Source organism: Mesorhizobium sp. M0317 (assembly GCF_040321555.1).
Taxonomy (GTDB): domain Bacteria; phylum Pseudomonadota; class Alphaproteobacteria; order Rhizobiales; family Rhizobiaceae; genus Mesorhizobium.
In genome coordinates, this window is sequence record NZ_JAMYRV010000037.1 from 42,347 (window position 1) to 60,854 (window position 18,508).

At 63.8% G+C, this 18,508-nt stretch carries 24 protein-coding genes; 13 read left to right on the plus strand and 11 right to left on the minus strand.

Going from position 1 to position 18,508, the window contains the following annotated elements; all coding sequences use genetic code 11:
- Nucleotides 1–358 precede the first annotated feature (358 nt).
- The 3 genes from NKI88_RS22990 to NKI88_RS23000 form a co-directional block, all read right to left on the minus strand.
- Nucleotides 359–907, minus strand: a complete 549-nt coding sequence (locus NKI88_RS22990) for a DUF1254 domain-containing protein (RefSeq protein WP_352657423.1) — start codon at nucleotides 905–907, stop codon at nucleotides 359–361.
- On the minus strand, nucleotides 900–1,484 hold the full coding sequence (locus tag NKI88_RS22995) for a DUF1214 domain-containing protein (protein WP_352657426.1): 585 nt from the start codon (nucleotides 1,482–1,484) through the stop codon (nucleotides 900–902). The genes NKI88_RS22990 and NKI88_RS22995 overlap by 8 nt, the downstream gene beginning before the upstream one ends.
- A gap of 73 nt (nucleotides 1,485–1,557) precedes the next feature.
- On the minus strand, nucleotides 1,558–3,717 hold the full coding sequence (locus tag NKI88_RS23000) for a transglycosylase domain-containing protein (RefSeq protein WP_023684539.1): 2,160 nt from the start codon (nucleotides 3,715–3,717) through the stop codon (nucleotides 1,558–1,560).
- A 127-nt stretch (nucleotides 3,718–3,844) separates the two neighbouring features.
- Between NKI88_RS23000 and NKI88_RS23005 the strand changes: the two genes are divergently transcribed.
- Nucleotides 3,845–4,150, plus strand: a complete 306-nt coding sequence (locus NKI88_RS23005; protein ID WP_023727644.1) for a glycine cleavage T C-terminal barrel domain-containing protein — start codon at nucleotides 3,845–3,847, stop codon at nucleotides 4,148–4,150.
- Nucleotides 4,132–5,685 (plus strand): trimethylamine methyltransferase family protein, encoded by a 1,554-nt coding sequence (locus NKI88_RS23010; RefSeq protein ID WP_352657429.1) that lies wholly within the window; start codon nucleotides 4,132–4,134, stop codon nucleotides 5,683–5,685. Before NKI88_RS23005 ends, NKI88_RS23010 begins: the two co-directional genes overlap by 19 nt.
- A gap of 12 nt (nucleotides 5,686–5,697) precedes the next feature.
- On the opposite strand, the gene NKI88_RS23015 is transcribed toward NKI88_RS23010, so the two are convergent.
- From NKI88_RS23015 to NKI88_RS23025, 3 genes are all read right to left on the minus strand, one after another.
- Entirely contained in the window at nucleotides 5,698–5,862 is a 165-nt protein-coding gene (locus NKI88_RS23015) for a hypothetical protein (protein ID WP_023687237.1), read from the minus strand.
- A 136-nt stretch (nucleotides 5,863–5,998) separates the two neighbouring features.
- Nucleotides 5,999–7,627, minus strand: coding sequence for a chaperonin GroEL (gene groL, locus NKI88_RS23020; protein WP_023692807.1), 1,629 nt, complete (start codon nucleotides 7,625–7,627; stop codon nucleotides 5,999–6,001).
- A gap of 64 nt (nucleotides 7,628–7,691) precedes the next feature.
- The gene (locus NKI88_RS23025; RefSeq protein WP_352657433.1) at nucleotides 7,692–8,054 is read right to left on the minus strand and encodes a co-chaperone GroES; all 363 of its coding nucleotides are present in this window, start codon (nucleotides 8,052–8,054) and stop codon (nucleotides 7,692–7,694) included.
- Between the two features lie 247 nt (nucleotides 8,055–8,301).
- Between NKI88_RS23025 and NKI88_RS23030 the strand changes: the two genes are divergently transcribed.
- Together NKI88_RS23030 and NKI88_RS23035 are read left to right on the plus strand one after the other, a co-directional pair.
- Complete coding sequence (locus tag NKI88_RS23030) at nucleotides 8,302–8,565, plus strand: hypothetical protein (RefSeq protein ID WP_023670169.1); 264 nt, start codon at nucleotides 8,302–8,304, stop codon at nucleotides 8,563–8,565.
- Nucleotides 8,562–8,828 carry a DUF1488 family protein gene (locus NKI88_RS23035; RefSeq protein WP_023705437.1) on the plus strand — a complete coding sequence of 89 codons (267 nt, stop codon included), beginning with the start codon at nucleotides 8,562–8,564 and terminating at the stop codon, nucleotides 8,826–8,828. The genes NKI88_RS23030 and NKI88_RS23035 overlap by 4 nt, the downstream gene beginning before the upstream one ends.
- Before the next feature lie 42 nt (nucleotides 8,829–8,870).
- On the opposite strand, the gene NKI88_RS23040 is transcribed toward NKI88_RS23035, so the two are convergent.
- A complete protein-coding gene (locus NKI88_RS23040) occupies nucleotides 8,871–9,062 on the minus strand; it encodes a hypothetical protein (RefSeq protein WP_023670171.1) in 192 nt (63 codons plus the stop codon).
- 7 nt (nucleotides 9,063–9,069) lie between these two features.
- Complete coding sequence (locus NKI88_RS23045) at nucleotides 9,070–9,279, minus strand: hypothetical protein (protein WP_023702192.1); 210 nt, start codon at nucleotides 9,277–9,279, stop codon at nucleotides 9,070–9,072.
- A 217-nt stretch (nucleotides 9,280–9,496) separates the two neighbouring features.
- Here NKI88_RS23045 and NKI88_RS23050 point away from each other — a divergent pair, with 217 nt between their 5' ends.
- The gene (locus tag NKI88_RS23050; protein WP_352657438.1) at nucleotides 9,497–9,904 is read left to right on the plus strand and encodes a DUF3168 domain-containing protein; all 408 of its coding nucleotides are present in this window, start codon (nucleotides 9,497–9,499) and stop codon (nucleotides 9,902–9,904) included.
- A gap of 6 nt (nucleotides 9,905–9,910) precedes the next feature.
- Here NKI88_RS23050 and NKI88_RS23055 read toward each other — a convergent pair whose 3' ends face one another.
- Nucleotides 9,911–10,297, minus strand: a complete 387-nt coding sequence (locus NKI88_RS23055) for an ester cyclase (RefSeq protein ID WP_352657441.1) — start codon at nucleotides 10,295–10,297, stop codon at nucleotides 9,911–9,913.
- A gap of 281 nt (nucleotides 10,298–10,578) precedes the next feature.
- Between NKI88_RS23055 and NKI88_RS23060 the strand changes: the two genes are divergently transcribed.
- The 8 genes from NKI88_RS23060 (at nucleotide 10,579) to NKI88_RS23095 (ending at nucleotide 17,766) form a co-directional block, all read left to right on the plus strand.
- A complete protein-coding gene (locus tag NKI88_RS23060; protein WP_352657444.1) occupies nucleotides 10,579–10,839 on the plus strand; it encodes a hypothetical protein in 261 nt (86 codons plus the stop codon).
- A gap of 81 nt (nucleotides 10,840–10,920) precedes the next feature.
- A complete protein-coding gene (locus NKI88_RS23065) occupies nucleotides 10,921–11,586 on the plus strand; it encodes a response regulator transcription factor (protein ID WP_352657447.1) in 666 nt (221 codons plus the stop codon).
- A complete protein-coding gene (locus NKI88_RS23070; protein ID WP_352657450.1) occupies nucleotides 11,570–12,988 on the plus strand; it encodes an ATP-binding protein in 1,419 nt (472 codons plus the stop codon). The genes NKI88_RS23065 and NKI88_RS23070 overlap by 17 nt, the downstream gene beginning before the upstream one ends.
- Before the next feature lie 174 nt (nucleotides 12,989–13,162).
- Nucleotides 13,163–13,606 carry an RT0821/Lpp0805 family surface protein gene (locus tag NKI88_RS23075; protein WP_352657453.1) on the plus strand — a complete coding sequence of 148 codons (444 nt, stop codon included), beginning with the start codon at nucleotides 13,163–13,165 and terminating at the stop codon, nucleotides 13,604–13,606.
- A 106-nt stretch (nucleotides 13,607–13,712) separates the two neighbouring features.
- Nucleotides 13,713–14,867, plus strand: a complete 1,155-nt coding sequence (gene ccmI, locus NKI88_RS23080; protein WP_352657456.1) for a c-type cytochrome biogenesis protein CcmI — start codon at nucleotides 13,713–13,715, stop codon at nucleotides 14,865–14,867.
- Nucleotides 14,868–14,870: 3 nt separating this feature from the next.
- The gene (gene ccmE / locus NKI88_RS23085; RefSeq protein ID WP_023670179.1) at nucleotides 14,871–15,314 is read left to right on the plus strand and encodes a cytochrome c maturation protein CcmE; all 444 of its coding nucleotides are present in this window, start codon (nucleotides 14,871–14,873) and stop codon (nucleotides 15,312–15,314) included.
- Nucleotides 15,314–17,305, plus strand: coding sequence for a heme lyase CcmF/NrfE family subunit (locus tag NKI88_RS23090; RefSeq protein WP_023738550.1), 1,992 nt, complete (start codon nucleotides 15,314–15,316; stop codon nucleotides 17,303–17,305). The genes ccmE and NKI88_RS23090 overlap by 1 nt, the downstream gene beginning before the upstream one ends.
- Nucleotides 17,302–17,766, plus strand: a complete 465-nt coding sequence (locus tag NKI88_RS23095; RefSeq protein ID WP_023670181.1) for a cytochrome c-type biogenesis protein — start codon at nucleotides 17,302–17,304, stop codon at nucleotides 17,764–17,766. The genes NKI88_RS23090 and NKI88_RS23095 overlap by 4 nt, the downstream gene beginning before the upstream one ends.
- On the opposite strand, the gene NKI88_RS23100 is transcribed toward NKI88_RS23095, so the two are convergent.
- Nucleotides 17,763–18,071, minus strand: coding sequence for a type II toxin-antitoxin system RelE/ParE family toxin (locus NKI88_RS23100; RefSeq protein ID WP_023670182.1), 309 nt, complete (start codon nucleotides 18,069–18,071; stop codon nucleotides 17,763–17,765). The two genes, NKI88_RS23095 and NKI88_RS23100, sit on opposite strands and share 4 nt — an antisense overlap.
- On the minus strand, nucleotides 18,068–18,337 hold the full coding sequence (locus NKI88_RS23105) for a CopG family ribbon-helix-helix protein (RefSeq protein WP_023670183.1): 270 nt from the start codon (nucleotides 18,335–18,337) through the stop codon (nucleotides 18,068–18,070). The genes NKI88_RS23100 and NKI88_RS23105 overlap by 4 nt, the downstream gene beginning before the upstream one ends.
- Nucleotides 18,338–18,508 lie beyond the last annotated feature (171 nt).

Consider the following 18,508-nt stretch of genomic DNA (forward strand, 5'->3'; position numbering starts at 1 on the left):
CTCAACCGCAACTGTGTCGGTTTCGCGCTAGGCCTGGAACAAACATCAAATTAGCCGCGATCCGTTAGCGCTCCGTTAACCCTCTGCCTGCCTTAATCACATTTGGAGGCGTTGCGTTGTGCTCCGGGGCAACCGAGAGGAATACGCGAACCATGGGCAGGGTACTGTCTTTCGTGCCGCGATCGGCACCAGTCAATCGAGCAGTTCAGGACACCGGTACGCCGGCGGCGGTGATCATTTTCCCCGGCGTCCGCTACGAGCATCCGCCATTGGCGGGCCAGGCGCGACCGGCGGACCAGCCGGGCACACCACGGACGCCTGTTCCGCACCACTGAATTTGCTGGTCGTCGGGGTGAGGTCAGTAGTCCTGCAGTTCGCAGGAGCTCTGGTCCAGGAACTGCGACACAACCGGCTTCCAGCTGTCGTCAGGCACCAAGGCGCGGATGACGAAGATGCCTTCCTCGATCGGCGCCTCGACGAAGATCGCCCCTTGCAGGTCTTCGGGAAGCTCCCTGCGCACGTCGATCATCTGTGCCGGCGTCAGCACCACGGTGTCCAGCTTGTTGCCGGTCGCCGTGCGGTCGTTGAATGAATAGAAATTGTGGCCGTTGCGGTCATAGACCGACACCGACCAGAACGGCACGCTGCCCGGCGCCTTGATCCGCACCATGCCTTCGGCAAGGTCGAAGCGGCAGGCGGCGGCGTAAAACAGCGGATCTACCGACTTCACCACCGGCGCGCCGCCCGCCTCGGCATCCAGCCTGGTCATCTTGTAGAGGTCGGACGCCATCGCCAGCCGTGACCAGGCATCGCGCTCGGTAAATTCCGGCACCAGCAAAAGCACCACGATGTGGATGATGCCGGCGCCGACCAGGCCGAGCAGGATGGCGTGCAGCAGCCTACGCATTGCAGCCAGCCTTGACGATCCGGGGCAGCGACACGTCGGAAAGGCCGGTGCTTGAGGCAATCGGCGTGTCGTAGAAGGTGAGCACGAAATACATCCGGCCAAAACCTTCGGTCAGAAGCCAGTTGCCGGGGGCCGGACGGTTGCCGACGGCGATGATCACCGAATTGTCGGGCTGACGCAGCACCTGGTAGGATTGCAGCGCCGCCAACCTTTGCTTGCCGGTGTCGACCACGCCGAGCGATTGATCCGCGGCATAGAGCGTCCAGAACCGGGCGGTGGGGAAACTGCCCTCGATCCTGTAGTCGCATTGCCGCTGAAGCTCATCGCCGGCCGCATCGCGTTCGGCGATGAAGGACAAGCCCTCGGCCTTGCCGAGCGCCAGCACGCCCTCGCGCGCCACGCGCGCCTTCGAATAGGGGTCGGCATCTTGCGTGCCGATCTCGGGGAAGGCGGTCCATTGGCCGATGCTGATCGCGCCGACGCCGCTCTGCGCCCGCAGCGCATACCAGACGCTGCCGCCGCCGAGGCCGATGGCCATGGCAAGCGAAAGCAGCGTGAAAAAGGCGGTCTTGAGCATGAAGAACCGGGACGAGAGAATTATCGTTCGGGGATATAGCGGGGCAGGCCACAGAGCAAGCAGCGCTGTGGAATCAAAGCGCCGACAGGGTCTCCGGTGTCTGCGGCGAGCCGAGCACGGGCGCGGCCTGGAACACCTTGGTCATCTCGCGCAGCGTCTGTGTCGTGCGGCTGGACAGCACCGCCGGGCGCTCGGCCGCGGCATCGGCGGCTGCCTGATCGGCATTTTTCTTCTCCGCTTCCTCGGCTTTGGCCGCGATCTCTTCGTCGACGAAGGGCTTGTCGAGGCCGGGGATCGGCTTCAGGTCGATATTCTGGTGCGCGTAGACCATCAGCCGCTGCCACACCATCGCCGGCAGCGTGCCTCCGGTCATGTTGCGGGTCGGGGTGAAGTCGTCATTGCCGAGCCAGACGGCAGCCGTGTAATTGCCGGTGAAGCCGACGAACCAGGCGTCGCGATAGGATTGCGTCGTCCCCGTCTTGCCGGCGACGACGATGTTGGGCAGCTGCGCGCGCCGCGCGGTGCCGATCGCCGGCACCGCAGCCAGCATGGTGTTCATGTATTTCAGAGCCTGTTCCGACAAAACGCGATGCGGCGCCGGCGCATCCTTGGCAAAGTCGTAGACGACATCGCCGGTGCGGGTGACGAGCTGGGTGATGCCGTGCCGCGAGCCGGCGAAGCCGTTCTGCGCGAACACGCTGTAGCCCGTCGCCTGGTCCATGACCGTCATGCCCGATGTGCCGAGCACCATGGTCTTGTGCGACTCCAGCGGCGATTCCACGCCGAATGATTCGGCCATCGCCTTGATCGGGCCGATGCCGAGATAGTCCTTGGCCAGCCGTACCGGCACGGTGTTGATCGATTTGGCGATCGCCGTGATCAGCGTCACGTTGCCGGCCGAGCCGCCATTGTAATTGTGCGGTGACCAGCCGCCCCAGCTGATCGGCCCGCCTGAGACGACGGAGTCCGGGGTGAACCCGTGCTCCATGGCGGTGGCGTAGACGTAAGGTTTGAACGAGGAGCCGGTCTGGCGCAGCGCCTTGGTGGCGCGGTTGAACTGGCTTGCGCCATAGTCGCGGCCGCCGACAATGGCGCGCACCGCGCCATTGGTCTCGATCACCACAACGGCGCCCTCGGTGACGTTGTATTCCTTGCCGAACTGGCGGAGATGGAATTCGACGGATTCCTCCGCCGCTTTCTGGATGTTGGCGTCGAAAGTGGTGTGGGCGACCAGCGAATGCTGGCCGGGCTTGGCGATTTTCTTGACCTCATCGAAGGCCCAGTCGAGGTAATAATCCGGGCTCTTCTGCTCGCCGCGGTCGACGATCTCGGCCGGATGCAGCCTTGCCTGCAGCACCTGGCCTTCGGTCATGAAACCGGAATCGACGAGGTTCGACAGCACCACATTGGCGCGAGCACGGGCAGCGGGCAGGTTGATGTGCGGGGCGTATTTGGTCGGCGCCTTGAACAGGCCGGCCAGCATCGCCGCCTCGGCGAGGTTCAGATCCTTGACGCTCTTGCCGAAATAGAAATCCGCCGCCGCCTCGATGCCGAACGTGCCGCCGCCCATATAGGCGCGGTCGAGATAGAGCTGCAGGATCTCCTTCTTCGACAGATTGGCCTCCAGCCACAGCGACAGGAAGGCTTCCTTGATCTTGCGCTGGAAGGTCCGCTCATTCGACAGGAACAGGTTCTTGGCCAGCTGCTGGGTGATGCTGGAGCCGCCCTGGACGACGGAATTGGCCCGCACATTCTCGAAGATGGCGCGCGACAGGCCGAGCACGTCGATGCCGTAGTGCTCGAAGAAGCGCCGGTCCTCGGTCGCCAGCACTGCTTTGATGACATGGTCCGGCATCTCGTCGACAGGCACGGAATCGCGCTGGATGATGCCGCGCTGGCCAATCTCGTTGCCGTAGCGGTCGAGGAAGGTGACGGCGAAATCGCCCTGACTGCGCCAGTCGCCGGTGGTGATCTGGAAGGCCGGCATCGCGAGTGCGAGCAGCACGACGACGCCACCGGCGCCCATCGTAAAACCTTCGCTCAGCACCTCGATGATGCCGCGTCGCCAGCCGGTGACGCGGAAGCGCCGCGAAAAAATGGTTGCCGATTCCCAGAACTGGCCGGCCTTGAAGCCGATTTCGTAGAGCGAGGAATCGATCCACGCGTCCACCGCCAGCAATGCGGCGGCGATCGGACCTCTTCGTCTTGGACGTCGTTCTAAAGGACTGGCCATTCCCGAAACTCACCCAACCCACCTGAGAACCGCAAGCGGGCAATTTCAGGGCGGGCATACCCGGCGAAGACTATTCTTCCATTTCAGCCCGGCTCACAAGGGCAGCCAGGCCACACCGCACGGTTTGTTGAGCGCCGCCCGGATCGTGACGCTGGAGGTCGACGCCGTCGATGCCGACGCCAGTGGCTTCGAGCCAGTCTGGCACAAGGGCCGGCGCGTCGGCTTCGTCGCCTCAGCCGGCTATGGCTACACAATAGGCAAAAGCGTCGCGCTGACGTTGCTGGGCGACGAATTCGCCGGGGAGGGGACCGCGCTTTGGGTGCACATTGTCGGCGTCGAGCGGCCGGCGCGAATTATTCCGGCCTCGCCATACGACCCCGAGGGCAGGCGATGCGGCAATGAGGAGTTTTGGCCATGGTCGATGACATTATAAGGGAGACCAGGCGCGAGCGCCGGCGCGGGCACACCGGTGAGGCCGGCAGCGGGTCAAGCCGCCACCCGAACTATCGCTCGCTCAAGAACCCGTTCCTGCCGCAGCCGGTGTTTTCGGACGACCGGGTCGCGGCCATCCACGACACGGCGTTGCGCGTGCTGGAAGAGCTCGGCATCAAGGTGCTGCTGCCGGAGGCGCGCACCATCTTCGCCCGCTCCGGCGCGATGGTCGACGAGGACAGCCAGATGGTGCGCATCGGCCGCGATATCGTCACCGCCGCACTGGCCTCGGCGCCAAAATCCATCCGGGCGCTGGCCGGCAATCGCAGCCGCGACCTCACGCTCGAACTCGGCTCGATGACGTTCCTCGCCGGGGCCGGGGCGCCCAACGTCACCGATCTCGAACGCGGACGGCGTCCGGGCACGCTCGCCGCTTTCGAAGAACTGACCAAGCTTGTTCAGAATTTCGACGTGCTGCATATGCTCGGCCCCTGGATCGAGCCTCAGGATGTCGACAACCGTTTGCGCCACTATGCCGTCAACCGTGCGCAGCTGACCCTGTCGGACAAGTTTCCCTTCGTCTTCGCCCGAGGCACGCCGCAGGTCGAGGACGGGTTCGAGATGATCCGGTTGGCGCGCGGCCTCTCGCAGGACGAGTTCCTGGCCGGCGTCCATTGCTATACCGTCATTAACACCAATTCGCCGCGCCAGCTCGATATTCCGATGGCGCAAGGCATCATCGACTTCGCCAAGGCCAGCCAGGTGTCCATCATCACGCCCTTCTGCCTGGCCGGCGCCATGGCGCCGATCACCGTCGCCGGCGCATTGACGCTGCAGCATGCCGAGGCGCTGGCTGGTCTCGCGCTGGCGCAGATGGTGCGGCCGGGCGCACCGGTGGTTTACGGATCCTTCTCCTCCAATGTGGACATGAAGTCCGGCGCACCGGCCTTCGGCACGCCCGAGCACGTCAAGGCGACGCTGGGCGCCGGCCAGCTGGCGCGCTTCACCGGCCTGCCTTGGCGGTCCGGCGGCGGCAGTGCGGCCAACATTTCCGATGTGCAGGCGGCGCACGAGACGCAGTTCGCGCTGTGGGGCTCGGTGCTTGCCGGCGCCACCGTCTGCATCCATGCCGCGGGCTGGCTGGAGGGTGGCCTCAGCGTCTCCTACGAGAAGCTGATCACCGATATCGAGGCATTGCAGACGGTTGCCGAACTCTGCGCTACGACCCCCGGCGACGAGGATTCGATCGGCTTCGAGGCGATCGCCGAAGTTCAGCCGGGCGGGCATTTCTTCTCCGCCGGCCACACCATGACGCGCTACCGCACCGCTTTCTACGAGCCGCTGGTCGCCGACTGGTCGAATTTCGGCAGCTGGACGCAGTCCGGTTCGAAGTCGGCCACCGAGCGCGCCACCGGCATCTGGAAGCGGACGCTGGCCGACTTCCAGCCGCCGGCGTCGGCCGTTGCCACATCCGATGTGCTCGACGAGTTCATTGCCCGCCGCACCGAAGAGGGCGGAGCGTTGCCGGTGTCGTGAGGTTGGCAGCCGTCACGTCGGCCGCTTGTCGCCGGTCTTCGACGGCTCGCGGCGAATCGGCCCGGCATCGGCCTGCCTGTGCTTGTCGGCGGCAATCCGGCGGATGCGATCGAAGCGGCTCTCCTCCGCCGGCTTGGTCGCGGATACAGCGTTTGGCTTCGGGGCGAATGTGATCATCTGTCGATCTCCCTGTCGTTGATGACTGGTCTTGACTGACTGACGGAAATTCCTGGCTCGCCGGGGAAATGTCCCCGGCAGCCTGTTCTGATTTATGCCCGCCCAGATTCCCAGGCGGGCAATTTTCGGGCGATGGTCAGTAGCCGCCCATCCCGCCACCGCCGCCCGCAGGCGCCGCATCCTTGGCCGGGATGTCTGTGATCATCGCTTCGGCGGTGATCAGAAGGGCGGCGATCGAGCCGGCGTCCTGCAACGCGGTGCGCACCACTTTCGCCGGGTCGACGATGCCGGCCTTGATCATGTCGACATAGACCTCGTTCTGGGCATCAAAGCCCTGATTCTGGTCCTTGCTGTCGGACAGCTTGCCGACGACGATCGAGCCTTCGACGCCGGAATTCTCGGCGATCTGGCGGATCGGCGCTTCGAGTGCCCTGAGCACGATCGAAATGCCTGCCGTCACATCGTCATTGGCGCCAGTCAGCCCGGCCAGCGCCGATCTGGCGCGCAGAAGCGCCACGCCGCCGCCGGGCACGATGCCTTCTTCCACCGCCGCGCGCGTCGCATTCAGCGCGTCGTCGATGCGGTCCTTCTTTTCCTTCACTTCAGACTCGGTGACGCCGCCGACGCGGATGACGGCAACGCCGCCGGCGAGCTTGGCCAGCCGCTCCTGCAGCTTCTCCTTGTCGTAGTCGGACGTGGTCTCCTCGATCTGGCCCTTGATCTGCGCGATGCGCGCCTGGATGGTCGCCTTGGTGCCGGCGCCGTCGATGATCGTGGTGGTGTCCTTCTCGATCAGTACGCGCTTAGCGCGGCCAAGCATCTCGATGGTGACGTTTTCGAGCTTGATGCCGAGATCCTCGGAAATCATCTGGCCCGATGTCAGCACGGCGATGTCTTCCAGCATCGCCTTGCGGCGATCGCCGAAGCCCGGCGCCTTGACGGCCGCGACCTTGAGGCCGCCGCGCAGCTTGTTGACGACCAGCGTCGCCAGTGCTTCGCCTTCGACGTCTTCCGAGATGATCAGCAGCGGCCTGCCGCTCTGCACCACTGCTTCGAGGATCGGCAGCATCGCCTGCAGATTGCCGAGCTTCTTTTCGTGGATGAGCACGTAAGGCTCTTCCAGTTCGACGCGCATCTTGTCGGCATTGGTGACGAAATAGGGTGAGAGATAGCCGCGGTCGAACTGCATGCCTTCGACGACGTCGAGTTCGGTGTCGGCGGTCTTGGCCTCCTCGACGGTGATGACGCCGTCATTGCCGACCTTGTCCATCGCCTTGGCGATCATGGCACCGACGCTGGCATCGCCATTGGCGGCGATGGTGCCGACCTGCGCGATCTCGGCCGACGACTTGACCTTCTTGGCCTTCGCCTTGATGTCCTTGACCACGGCGGCGACAGCCTGGTCGATGCCACGCTTGAGGTCCATGGGGTTCATGCCCGCGGCAACCAGCTTGGCGCCTTCGCGCAGGATCGATGCGGCCAGCACCGTGGCGGTGGTGGTGCCGTCACCGGCGAGGTCGTTGGTCTTCGAAGCCACTTCGCGCACCATCTGCGCGCCCATGTTCTCGAACTTGTCGGCAAGCTCGATTTCCTTGGCCACCGTCACACCGTCCTTGGTGATGCGCGGCGCGCCATAGGCCTTGTCGATGATGACGTTGCGACCCTTGGGGCCGAGCGTGACCTTCACCGCATTGGTGAGGATCTCGACGCCGCGCAGCATGCGGTCGCGCGCGTCAGTGGCGAATTTGATTTCCTTGGCAGACATTTTTTTCAATCCCGTTGGTGTGGTGAAGCAAGCGGCTCGCCGGAGCCTGGCAAAGCCAGACCGGTCAAGCGGCCTTCTTGGCTTTGACGCTCTTCTCGGTGACGACCGTCCCGCTCTTTCCGATATTGGCCGTCTCGCTCTTGTCGATCACGCCCATAATGTCGGCTTCCTTCATGATCAGCAGGTCCTCGCCGTCGATCTTGACCTCGGTGCCCGACCATTTGCCGAACAGGATGAAGTCGCCGGCCTTGACGTCGAGCGGAACAAGCGCGCCGTTTTCGTCGCGTGCGCCCGGCCCAACGGCGATGACTTCGCCTTCCTGCGGCTTTTCCTTGGCATTGTCGGGAATGATGATGCCGCCCTTGGATTTGGTATCGCCTTCGGCGCGCCGGATGACGACGCGGTCGTGGAGTGGCCGAAACTTCATGAGAACTTCTTTCTGGGGCCGGCATAGGCGACCGCGCCGTTCTTATAGGCGTGTTGGCACTCGATAGATAGGAGTGCCAAAAATTATTCGTGGCCAGAATTAAATATTAAAAAGTATTATGATGTCTGCCGGGTTCGAAACGTCGCGAGGCGCCTAGATATTTCAAAAAATTGAATTTCGAGGCAAAAGTGACTATTTATATCGTAAGTTCGATTTCACAATTTCAGGAACGAAGGAGATTTAGGCGATGGCCGAAGGCAATCAGAGCATCATGGAAAAAGCTGAAGCGCGCTTCATGGACAAGCAGAAGAAGACGGCCGAGCGCAACAAGGCAACCTCCGACTACATGTCCGAAGCGAGGGCCAGGGAGATCAAGACGGCAAGGCTCAGGGAATTGCGCCTGGCCAAGGAAGAGGCCGACCGCGTCGCGGAAGCCTTGAACCCGACACCGAAGAAGAAGCGGGCGACAGTCAAGAAAGCCGCCGCCGCGCCGAAGGGGGGCACGTCATGAGCCTGACATTCCCCAATCCAAGCCGCTTCTATGACGAGGCCGGCAAGCGCGTCCGCTTTGTCGGCCATGACGGCATGTTCCAGATTTCCTTCTCGGTCGCCGCCGATGCCCTCTCGAAGGCGCCATCAGGGACGGCGACCGCGGAAGCCACCTATCTGGCGGCCTTCGATACCGCGTCCAGCTCCATCCATGACATTGCCAGCAAGGCCTACGCCCGCACCCGCAAGAGCATTTATGTGCTCACAGCCGCGGATTTCGGCTAGCGCGCGTTCGTCTTGCATCAGAGCGGCTGAGATCAGCGTGCGTCAGGACTTGCGGTCGGCTTTCGCCCGCCGCTTGACGTCCCGGCTGTTCAGGCGGTCGGCCATCGCTTCCGCATCGCGCAAATTCATGGCCACCATCACCTGTTGCTTAAGCTCGACAGGCTGGCCGGTGAAGATGTCGAAGATAGTCCAGCTCTCGGGCTCGTCCATGCGCAACGCGTAGCGGTTTGCCATATCGGCATCAGGCCTTTGACATGAAAAATGCCGCCGCCAGGATCAGGATTGTCCAGGCCACCACCGACAGCTTCAAGGCCAGGCCGCCATGCATTGAAAGTATCTCGCGCATGCGCAGGGCCACGGTGCTCTTCGACAGGGCGGGTGCTGCCGCAATCGCGACCGGGGGCTTGACGCCGAGCTTTCCAAAAGCCGGCAGCAGCGGTGGCGTTCGCATGAAATGACCTCGAATTGCCGGAGAAAACAGGGCTCCTCATAACACCCTTCTTGAAACTCCCCGCATGCCAAATAGAACCCAGTCCGTGAAAGGGCCATGCCGCCCGATTCGCCGCCTTCCATCAGGCGGATCGTCATCTGGCGAAATCCGTGCAACGCGGTTAGGTTGCGCGCGAAACTGAGGTTGTTCAAAGCGTGACAGGCGAACGGAGACGACGATGACGGCGCCCGGCGATTTGCTGCAAGCCTTGTTCATCAGATTGAAGAGCGACGCCTCGCTGACGGCGCTGCTCGGCGGCGCCGGGTTGCGCGAGCAGGCGGCCGACAGTGCCGCCTTCCCTTATGTGACCTATGGCAGGACCAGCGCATTCGATCTGGACACCGGCGCCGACAATGATGACGACCAGCTCATCACGCTGCATGTCTGGTCGAAGGCGCAAGGCGAGGCCGAGACGCGTCTGATCATGGACAGCATCCGGGCGCGCCTTGACGGCGCCGCTTTCGCCACCGGCTCGCGCGACCAGACCCGCCTGTCGCTGGAGTTCGCCGAGGCCCGCTACGACGAGGACCTGGCGCTCTACCACGGGGTGCTGCGGATACGCGCTCTCACCGAACAAAGTGATTGAAGCAACCTAGATCTGCGCCTGGATCTCGGCCTTGTCGATGACTGACCACACCTCGCGGATGCGACCCCCTCCGAATTCGTAGAAAACATTCTCAGCGAACGACACGCGCTTGCCGTTCACCGGCAGGCCGAACAGCACGCCCTTGGGATGACAGTCGAAATGCAGGCGCGCCGCCACGCGCGGCGGCTGGCAGACCAGCAGTTCGATGTTGAAGCGGAGGTCGGGAATCGCCTCGAAATCGCCTTCGAGCATACGGCGATAACCCGACAGGCCCAGCATTTCGCCATTGTGCTGCACCTCGTCGCCGACAAAGTCTCCAAGTTTCGCCCAGTCCTGGGCATTCAGGCAAGCGATATAGCCCCGGTAAAGGTCGGCAAGGTGTTTATCCGTCATGGCGCACTCCGATGATTTGACGTTTTCCCGCGCTATTTAGGGCGGCCCTTCAGAATGGTCTCGCCTTGACCTGTTCCCAATCTGGCTGCGAATTGAGAACCTGCGCGCAAAAACCATAGCCGCGCAGCCGGTTTTCCGGTTATGAATCCATTGCCCGGTCTGAGGGACTGGGCGGTAGGATTGTATTCATTCGTTTCGCGCGCAGGGGGTATTGCGGGGATGGATTTTCACCCGTTCACCGTTCATTTCACGTTCAGCACAGTTGCGTTACAACGCCGACCATGAAAACGCTTGGCTCTCATGTCAGAACCGCGATACTGGCGCTCACAGCGGCCGGCCTGTTGGCGTCGCAAGCGACGCCGGCAGCCGCGGCGGATTGCTACGCGATCGGCCAGCAGGTTGCCGAGCAGAATGGCGGCACGCTGGCCAAGGCTTCGCAGACGACGCGTGGCGGCCAGGAGGTCTGCGTCATCGTCGTGCTTGTGCCGGGCAAGGACGGCCAGCGTCCGCGCCGCTCCGAGATCGTCGTCCCGGCGAACTGATCCAATCTTCCCCCTTGCAGGGTCGTTTCCCAGACCACCGGAATCGGCCTATAGCTGACCCATCAACAGGCCTGACCGATCATGCGCGTACTCGTCGTCGAAGATGACAAGGATCTCAACCGGCAACTGGCCGACGCGCTGGTCGATGCCGGCTATGTCGTCGACCGCTCCTATGACGGCGAGGAGGGGCATTTCCTCGGCGACACCGAGCCCTATGATGCCGTCGTGCTCGACATAGGCCTGCCGCAGATGGACGGCATCAGCGTCGTCGAGCGCTGGCGCCGCAACGGCCGCAAGATGCCGGTGCTGATCCTGACAGCGCGCGACCGCTGGAGCGACAAGGTGTCGGGCATCGATGCCGGCGCCGACGACTATGTCACCAAGCCGTTCCACATCGAGGAGGTGCTGGCCAGGGTGAGGGCGCTGATCCGCCGCGCCGCCGGCCATGCCTCGTCCGAGCTCACTTGCGGGCCGCTGCGCCTCGACACCAAGGCCTCCAAGGCCGATGTCAACGGCGTGCCGCTGAAGCTGACCTCGCATGAGTTCCGCCTGCTGGCGTATCTGATGCACCATATGGGCGAGGTGGTGTCGCGCACCGAGCTGGTCGAGCATCTCTACGACCAGGATTTCGACCGCGATTCCAACACCATCGAGGTCTTTGTCGGCCGGCTGCGCAAGAAGATGGGCATCGACATGATCGAAACCGTGCGCGGCATGGGCTATCGCATGCGTGACCCGGAGGCGTAAGGCGGAACCGCTCCCCACACCAGCAAGGAAGCCTTTTTCGGCGCGGCTCTGGCCACGCTCGCTGGCCTTCCGCGTCATCGGCTTTTCCACGATCTGGGCGATCCTCACCCTGATCGTCATCTTCACTCTGATCACCACGCTCTACCGCCAGGCCAGCGAGCGCGGCTTCGACAGCCTGCTGTCGGCGCATCTGTTCAATCTGATCGGCTCGGTAGGCGTTTCCGAATCCGGCCAGCTCACCGGCGCTCCCGACCTCGGCGACCTCCGCTTCTCGGAGCCGAATTCGGGCTGGTACTGGTCGGTGGAGCCGGCTTCCGAAGGTGTGCACGGCGACCTTCATTCGTCCTCGATGACCACGACGATCCCGTCGCCGACCGTCGCCGAGGTGCCATTCAATTCGAGCTTCCAGCGCAGCTACTCCACTGACGGCATCGGCGACGAGCAGCTCGAAGTGTTCGAGAGCGAATTCGTCCTCGACGCCAAGAACCGCGCCGCGCGCTTCCGCGTGATGGGCAACAAGACCGAGCTCGAACAGGAGATCGCCACCTTCCAGGGCCGATTGCTGACCTATCTCAGCCTGTTCGGCGTCGGCATGATCGCCATCAATGCGATCGCCATCCTGCTCGGCCTGCAGCCCTTGCGCCGGGTTCGCAACGCACTTGCCCAAGTCCGCGAAGGCACGGCGCAGCGGCTCGATGGCCAGTTTCCCGCCGAGATCGAGCCGCTCGCCAACGAGACCAATGCGCTGATCGAAAACAACAAGCGCATCGTCGAGCGCTCGCGTACGCAGGTCGGCAACCTTGCCCATTCGCTGAAGACGCCGCTCGCCGTGCTGATCAATGAGGGCCGGGCTCTCGGCGGCGCCAAGGGCCAGCTCATTGCCGAGCAGGCGGCGTCGATGCAGAAACAGGTCGACCACTACCTGCAGCGGGCTCGGGTCGCCGCGCAGCGCGACAGCGTCGTCTACCGCACGCCGGTGACCCCGCTGGTGCAGCGCATGGTGCGCGTGCTGCAAAAACTCAAGCCTGATGTCAGCCTGTCGCTTACGCTGCCGGCGGCCGACATCGTCTTTGCTGGCGAGCGCGAGGATTTGGAGGAACTGCTCGGCAACCTTCTCGACAATGCGATGAAATGGGCGAAGAGCACTGTTGCCGTATCCGTCACGCCGGCCGCAGCCGGCCTGTTCGAGCTATCGATCGAGGATGACGGTCCCGGCATCCCCGAGGACAAGGCCCGCGATGTCTTGAAACGCGGCCGGCGCCTCGACGAGACAAAGCCGGGAACCGGGCTCGGACTTGCCATCATTGCCGACCTCGTCAACGAGTATGGCGGGGCGCTGGCGCTGGAACGCTCCACGATGGGCGGGCTGAAGGCGGTTGTGCGCTTGCGGAGCTTGCAATGATGTACTGCCCAGGGCCAATCGACACGGCCGAATGCCTGTGTTATGGCGGCCCCTCGATTGCACAAAAGCCGTTAAAAACGGCCAAATTTCCGACAAATGTCAATAGTATGACGTCCTGACGCCCCCGATGACGCGGCCCCCAGCGCATCCCGTTCAAGAAAACCGGTTGTTGGCATGAAGATTCGCGTTGCGCTCGTTTCCGCACTGCTCGCTCTTTCCGGCTGCGGAACGCTGGGCAAGGGCAGTGGCCCGGATATCTCCATCACCAATCCGCCCGCGTCACCTCCCTCGGGTGCCAAGGTCGCGACGACGATCATCTCGGCCATGGCTGGCGGGCTCGTCGGCGGGTCGATCGGCAGCGGCCTGACCAGCACCGAGAAGCGCAAGGCGCTCGAGGCGGAGTACAAGGCGCTCGAATATACCGCGAGCGGCCAGAAGGTGACCTGGAAGGGCGACAGTTCGGCTCATTCCGGCGAAGTCGTCGCGGCCCAGCCCTATCGCGTCGGCTCGCAGGATTGCCGCCAGTACACCCATACGGTGTTTGCCGGCACGGCCGGCCAGACCGCGCGTGGCACCGCATGCCGCAACGCCGACGGCAGCTGGACGCCACTGACCTGACCATTGGGGCCGGCTGATTGGGATCGGGCTTGCTTGCTCGCTTCCGTCAAAGCGTCGCAGCGCCCTCATGTTGTGAGAGCACGGCTCTCGCTCTATTGGAAGAACCATGCTGTTCTGGGTCATAGCCGCACTCCTCACGCTGGGCGCAAGCCTGGCGGTGCTGCTGCCGCTGACCAGTGGCGGCAAGGGCACTCCGACCAGCAGCGACCACGACCTCGAAGTCTATCGCGATCAATTGGCCGAGCTCGAGCGTGACGCCGCGCGCGGCCTGATCCAGCCGGCGGAAGCCGAGGAGGCGCGCACTGAGATCGCCCGCCGCATCCTTCGCCTGACCAACGTCGATCAAGCCAATGCCGGCCAAGCCGATGCACCTGGCACGCGGCAGCCGTCGAGAGCGGCCAGGCTGGTGGCGACATCAGCGGTGCTGCTGGTCCCGCTGCTCAGCTGGGGCCTGTACAGCCAGCTCGGCTCGCCGGATCTGCCGTCGCAGCCGCTTGCCGAACGGCTGGCCAAGAATCCGGCCGATAGTTCGGTCGACGAGTTGGTGGCGCGCGCCAAGGCCCATCTTGCCGCCAACCCTGGCGATGGACGCGGCTGGGACGTGCTCGCCCCGATCTATCTGCGCCTGCAGCGCTTTCCCGATGCCGTGACCGCCTATCGCAATGCCATCCGCCTCGATGGCGACACGGCTGCCCGCGAGGCCGGTCTCGGCGAAGCGATCGCCAATGCGGCCGGCGGCATCGTTTCGGCCGATGCGCAATACGCTTTCGAACAGGCGCTAAAACTCGACCCGGGAAACGCGAAAGCCTCGTTCTATTTGGCGATGGCGCTGGCCCAGGAAGGCCGCATACCCGAGGCAACCACGGCTTGGCAGAAAATGCTCGATTCCCTGCCGCAGGATTCGCCATGGCGCGGAGCTGTCCAACAGGCACTGGCCGAGGCCGCCAACCGCAGCGTCGCGTCAGGAGAGCCCGCCAAAGGCCCCGACGCCGCAGCCGTCGATGCCGCCTCGTCGATGGCGCCGCAGGACAGGCAGGCCATGATCGAAACCATGGTCGCCGGCCTCGACGAAAAATTGCGGCAAAATCCGCGCGACACGGAAGGATGGATGCGGCTCATTCGTTCCTATGTTGTGCTGGGCAAGGCCGACCAGGCGCGCGACGCGCTGCATCGCGGTATTGCCGTGTTTGGCGCCGACAGTGAGGAAGCGAAGAAATTCACCGCCTTTGCCGCCTCGCTCGGCCTGACGGCGACGGAGTAGGACATGACGCGCAAGCAGAAGCGATTGTCGGTGATTGTCGGAGGTCTTGCCTTCCTCGGCGCCGCCACCGGGCTGACCTTCTATGCGTTGGGCCAGAAGGCCTCCTATTTCTATATGCCCGCCGATCTGACCACCGCCAGCTTGCAGCCGGGACAGCGCATCAGGCTCGGCGGCCTCGTCGAAAAGGGCACGGTCGTGCGCGGGCAGGGCGCGACGGTTGCGTTCTCGGTCACCGACACGCACAAATCGGTCAAGGTCAGCTATACCGGCATCCTGCCCGATCTGTTCCGCGAGGAGCAGGGCGTCATCACCGAAGGCAGCTTTGGCGCCGACGGCGTTTTCGTCGCCGACAGCGTGCTGGCCAAGCATGACGAGCGCTACATGCCCAAGGAAGTCGCTGACGGGCTGAAGGCCAAGGGCGTGTGGCAAGAGAGCAAGAGCCAGTAATGGTTGAGACCGGACACTTCGCGCTCGTCCTCGCCTTTGTGCTGTCGCTGGTGCAGACGCTGGTGCCGCTGATCGGCGCCCGTACCGGCAACCAGAGGCTGATGGCTGTCGGCGGTCCCGTCACGGTCACAGGCTTCGCGCTCACGGCGCTATCGTTCGCAGCACTCGCCGGCGCCTATGCAAGTTCCGATTTCTCGGTGGCGAGCGTGTGGGAAAACTCGCATTCGCTGCAGCCGCTGATCTACAAGATCACCGGAACCTGGGGCAATCACGAAGGCTCGATGCTGCTCTGGGTGCTGATCCTGACCTTCTTCGGTGCGCTGGTCGCCGTCTTCGGCTCCAACCTTCCGGCGACGCTGCGCGCCAATGTGCTGGCCGTGCAGGGGGCTATCGGCGCCACCTTCTTCCTGTTCATCCTGGCGACATCCAATCCGTTCACCCGGCTCAATCCGGCGCCGATCGAGGGCCGCGATCTCAACCCGGTCCTGCAGGATCTTGGCCTCGCCATCCATCCGCCGCTGCTCTATCTCGGCTATGTCGGGTTCTCTATCTGCTTTTCCTTCTCGGTCGCCGCCCTCATCGAAGGCCGCATCGATGCCTCCTGGGCGCGCTGGGTGCGGCCGTGGACGCTGGTCGCCTGGATGTTCCTCACCGGCGGCATCGCGATGGGCTCCTACTGGGCCTATTACGAGCTCGGCTGGGGCGGCTTCTGGTTCTGGGATCCGGTCGAAAACGCCTCCTTTATGCCGTGGCTGGCCGGCACGGCTCTTCTGCATTCGGCGATCGTCATGGAGAAGCGTTCGGCGCTCAAGATCTGGACGCTGCTGCTTGCCATCCTCACCTTCTCGCTGTCGCTGCTCGGCACCTTCCTGGTGCGCTCCGGCGTGCTGACCTCGGTGCATGCTTTCGCCACCGATCCGACCCGCGGCATCTTCATCCTGTGCATTTTGACGCTGTTCATCGGCGGCTCGCTGGCCCTGTTTGCGCTGCGCGCCTCGCGGCTGACGGCCGGCGGCCTGTTCCACCCGATCTCGCGCGAAGGCGCGCTTGTCCTCAACAATCTGTTCCTGACCACGGCCACCGCCACCGTGCTGGTCGGCACGCTCTATCCGCTCGCGGTCGAGGCGCTTTCGGCCGGCAAGATCTCGGTCGGCGCCCCCTTCTTCAACCTGACATTCGGCCCGCTGATGGTGCCGCTGCTGGTCGTGGTTCCGTTCGGGCCGCTGCTAGCCTGGAAGCGCGGCGACCTCTATGCCGTCGCTCAGCGCCTGATGGCGGCTTTCGGCGCCGCTCTCCTGGCGATGCTGGTCACGGGGCTGTTTATCGACGGCGCGTCGGTGTTCGCCGCCCTTGGTGTCGGCCTCGCCTGCTGGCTGGTCTGCGGCGCGCTCACCGACCTCGCCGTCAAGTCCGGCTTTGGCAATGTGTCGCCCGCCATCATGCTGCGCCGTTTCGCCGGCCTGCCGCGTTCGGTGTTCGGCACTGCACTTGCCCATCTCGGCCTCGGGCTGACGACGCTCGGCATTGTCGGCACGCTGTGCTTCGGCACCGAAAGGATACTGTCGATGCATGCCGGCGAGAGCGTCGAACTCTCCGGCCACACGCTGCGTTTCGACGGCCTCTTCCCGGCGCAGGGTCCGAATTACAGCGAGCAGCGCGGCCGCTTTTCCGTGATCGGCGCCGGTGGCGGCGTTTCAGCCGAGATCACCTCGGCCAAGCGCTTCTTTCCGGTGCGGCAGACGACGACGACCGAATCCGGCATCGAGACGATCGGCTTCAGCCAACTCTATCTGTCGCTGGGCGATGAGGGCACCGATGGGTCGGTCGTGGTGCGCCTGTGGTGGAAGCCGCTGGTGACGCTGATCTGGGGCGGAGCTCTGGTGATGATGGCGGGAGCCGCAATGTCGCTGCTCGACCGGCGCCTGCGGGTTGGCGCACCCTCGCGCCGCCGCAAGCAGGCAGCCTCCATGCCGTCGGCAGGCGCGCCGTGAGCACCAGGTTCTCGTTGGCCTCGCTCACCCTGCTTCTGGCGCTGCTGTTTGCCGGCGCGGCGCAAGCGGTGAAACCGGACGAGGTTCTCACCGATCCGGCGCTCGAGGCGAGGGCGCGGCTACTGTCGGAAGGCCTGCGCTGCATGGTCTGCCAGAACCAGTCCATCGACGAATCCGATGCAGACCTCGCCCGCGACCTGCGCATCCTGGTGCGCCAGCGCCTGGTTGCCGGCGATACCGACCAGCAGGTGATGGACTATATCGTGTCGCGCTACGGCGAGTTCGTGCTGTTGAAGCCGCGCTTCAGCCCGCGCAACGCCTTGCTTTGGGGCACGCCGGTGCTTCTGCTTCTAGTCGGCGGCATTTTCATTGTGCTGACCACACGCTCCCGCCGCTCGTTGGCAACCAAGGCGCTGAGCGCCGAGGAACAGGCGGCGCTGGACAAGATGCTGAGCGACTAGCTCGGCCATTCCTCCAAAGGCCAGTCCCGCGACGTGTGGATGGCGCGCAGGATAACAATGCTCTGACGGCCGGCGATCAGGCGCAATTCATAGGCAATGATGTAGGGCAGGCGGCCGATGGGCTTCTCATAAGTGCCTGTTACCCGGCCAGGTCGGCCCGTCGCCATATCACCAAGGCCCCGGCCCATTTCACGGATACGGTCCGCGAGGCGTCGGGCGGCGGCAGGATTGTCCTGAGCGATAAAGGCAACTTGCTGCGTGAGATCGTCCAGCGCCTCTCGCGACCAGGTGACGAACCGCTTCACGCCTTGCCTGCGCGCCTGGCTTTCGCTGCTTCGATCACCGCGTCGACCTCCGCCATGGCGTCGTCGTGGGGCACGACGCGGCCAGCCTCTGCGTCGGCCATGCCACGTTTTATGCCTTCGATGATATCCAGCTCGCGATCGACATAGGCTGAGACCGCCTCGGCGGCGAGGAATGATTTACTACGCCTGGTATCGGTAGCGATCTGCTCCAGCTTCAGCTTGGTCTCGGACGAGACTCGAATGGTCATGGTGGTGCTTGCTGTCATTGTGAAAGCCTTGTGCTGAGTTGTGTACACCATAGCGCAGCAGGCGAGCGCAACCAAGCGATTTGTGCGTCCGCCCAACATTACAAAACTTTCATGCTTCGGAAATGGCGCGGTAATGTGCGCCTCTCTATTTCTCTTGTCCGAGGATGCTCTGCCTGAGCCGCATCCAGT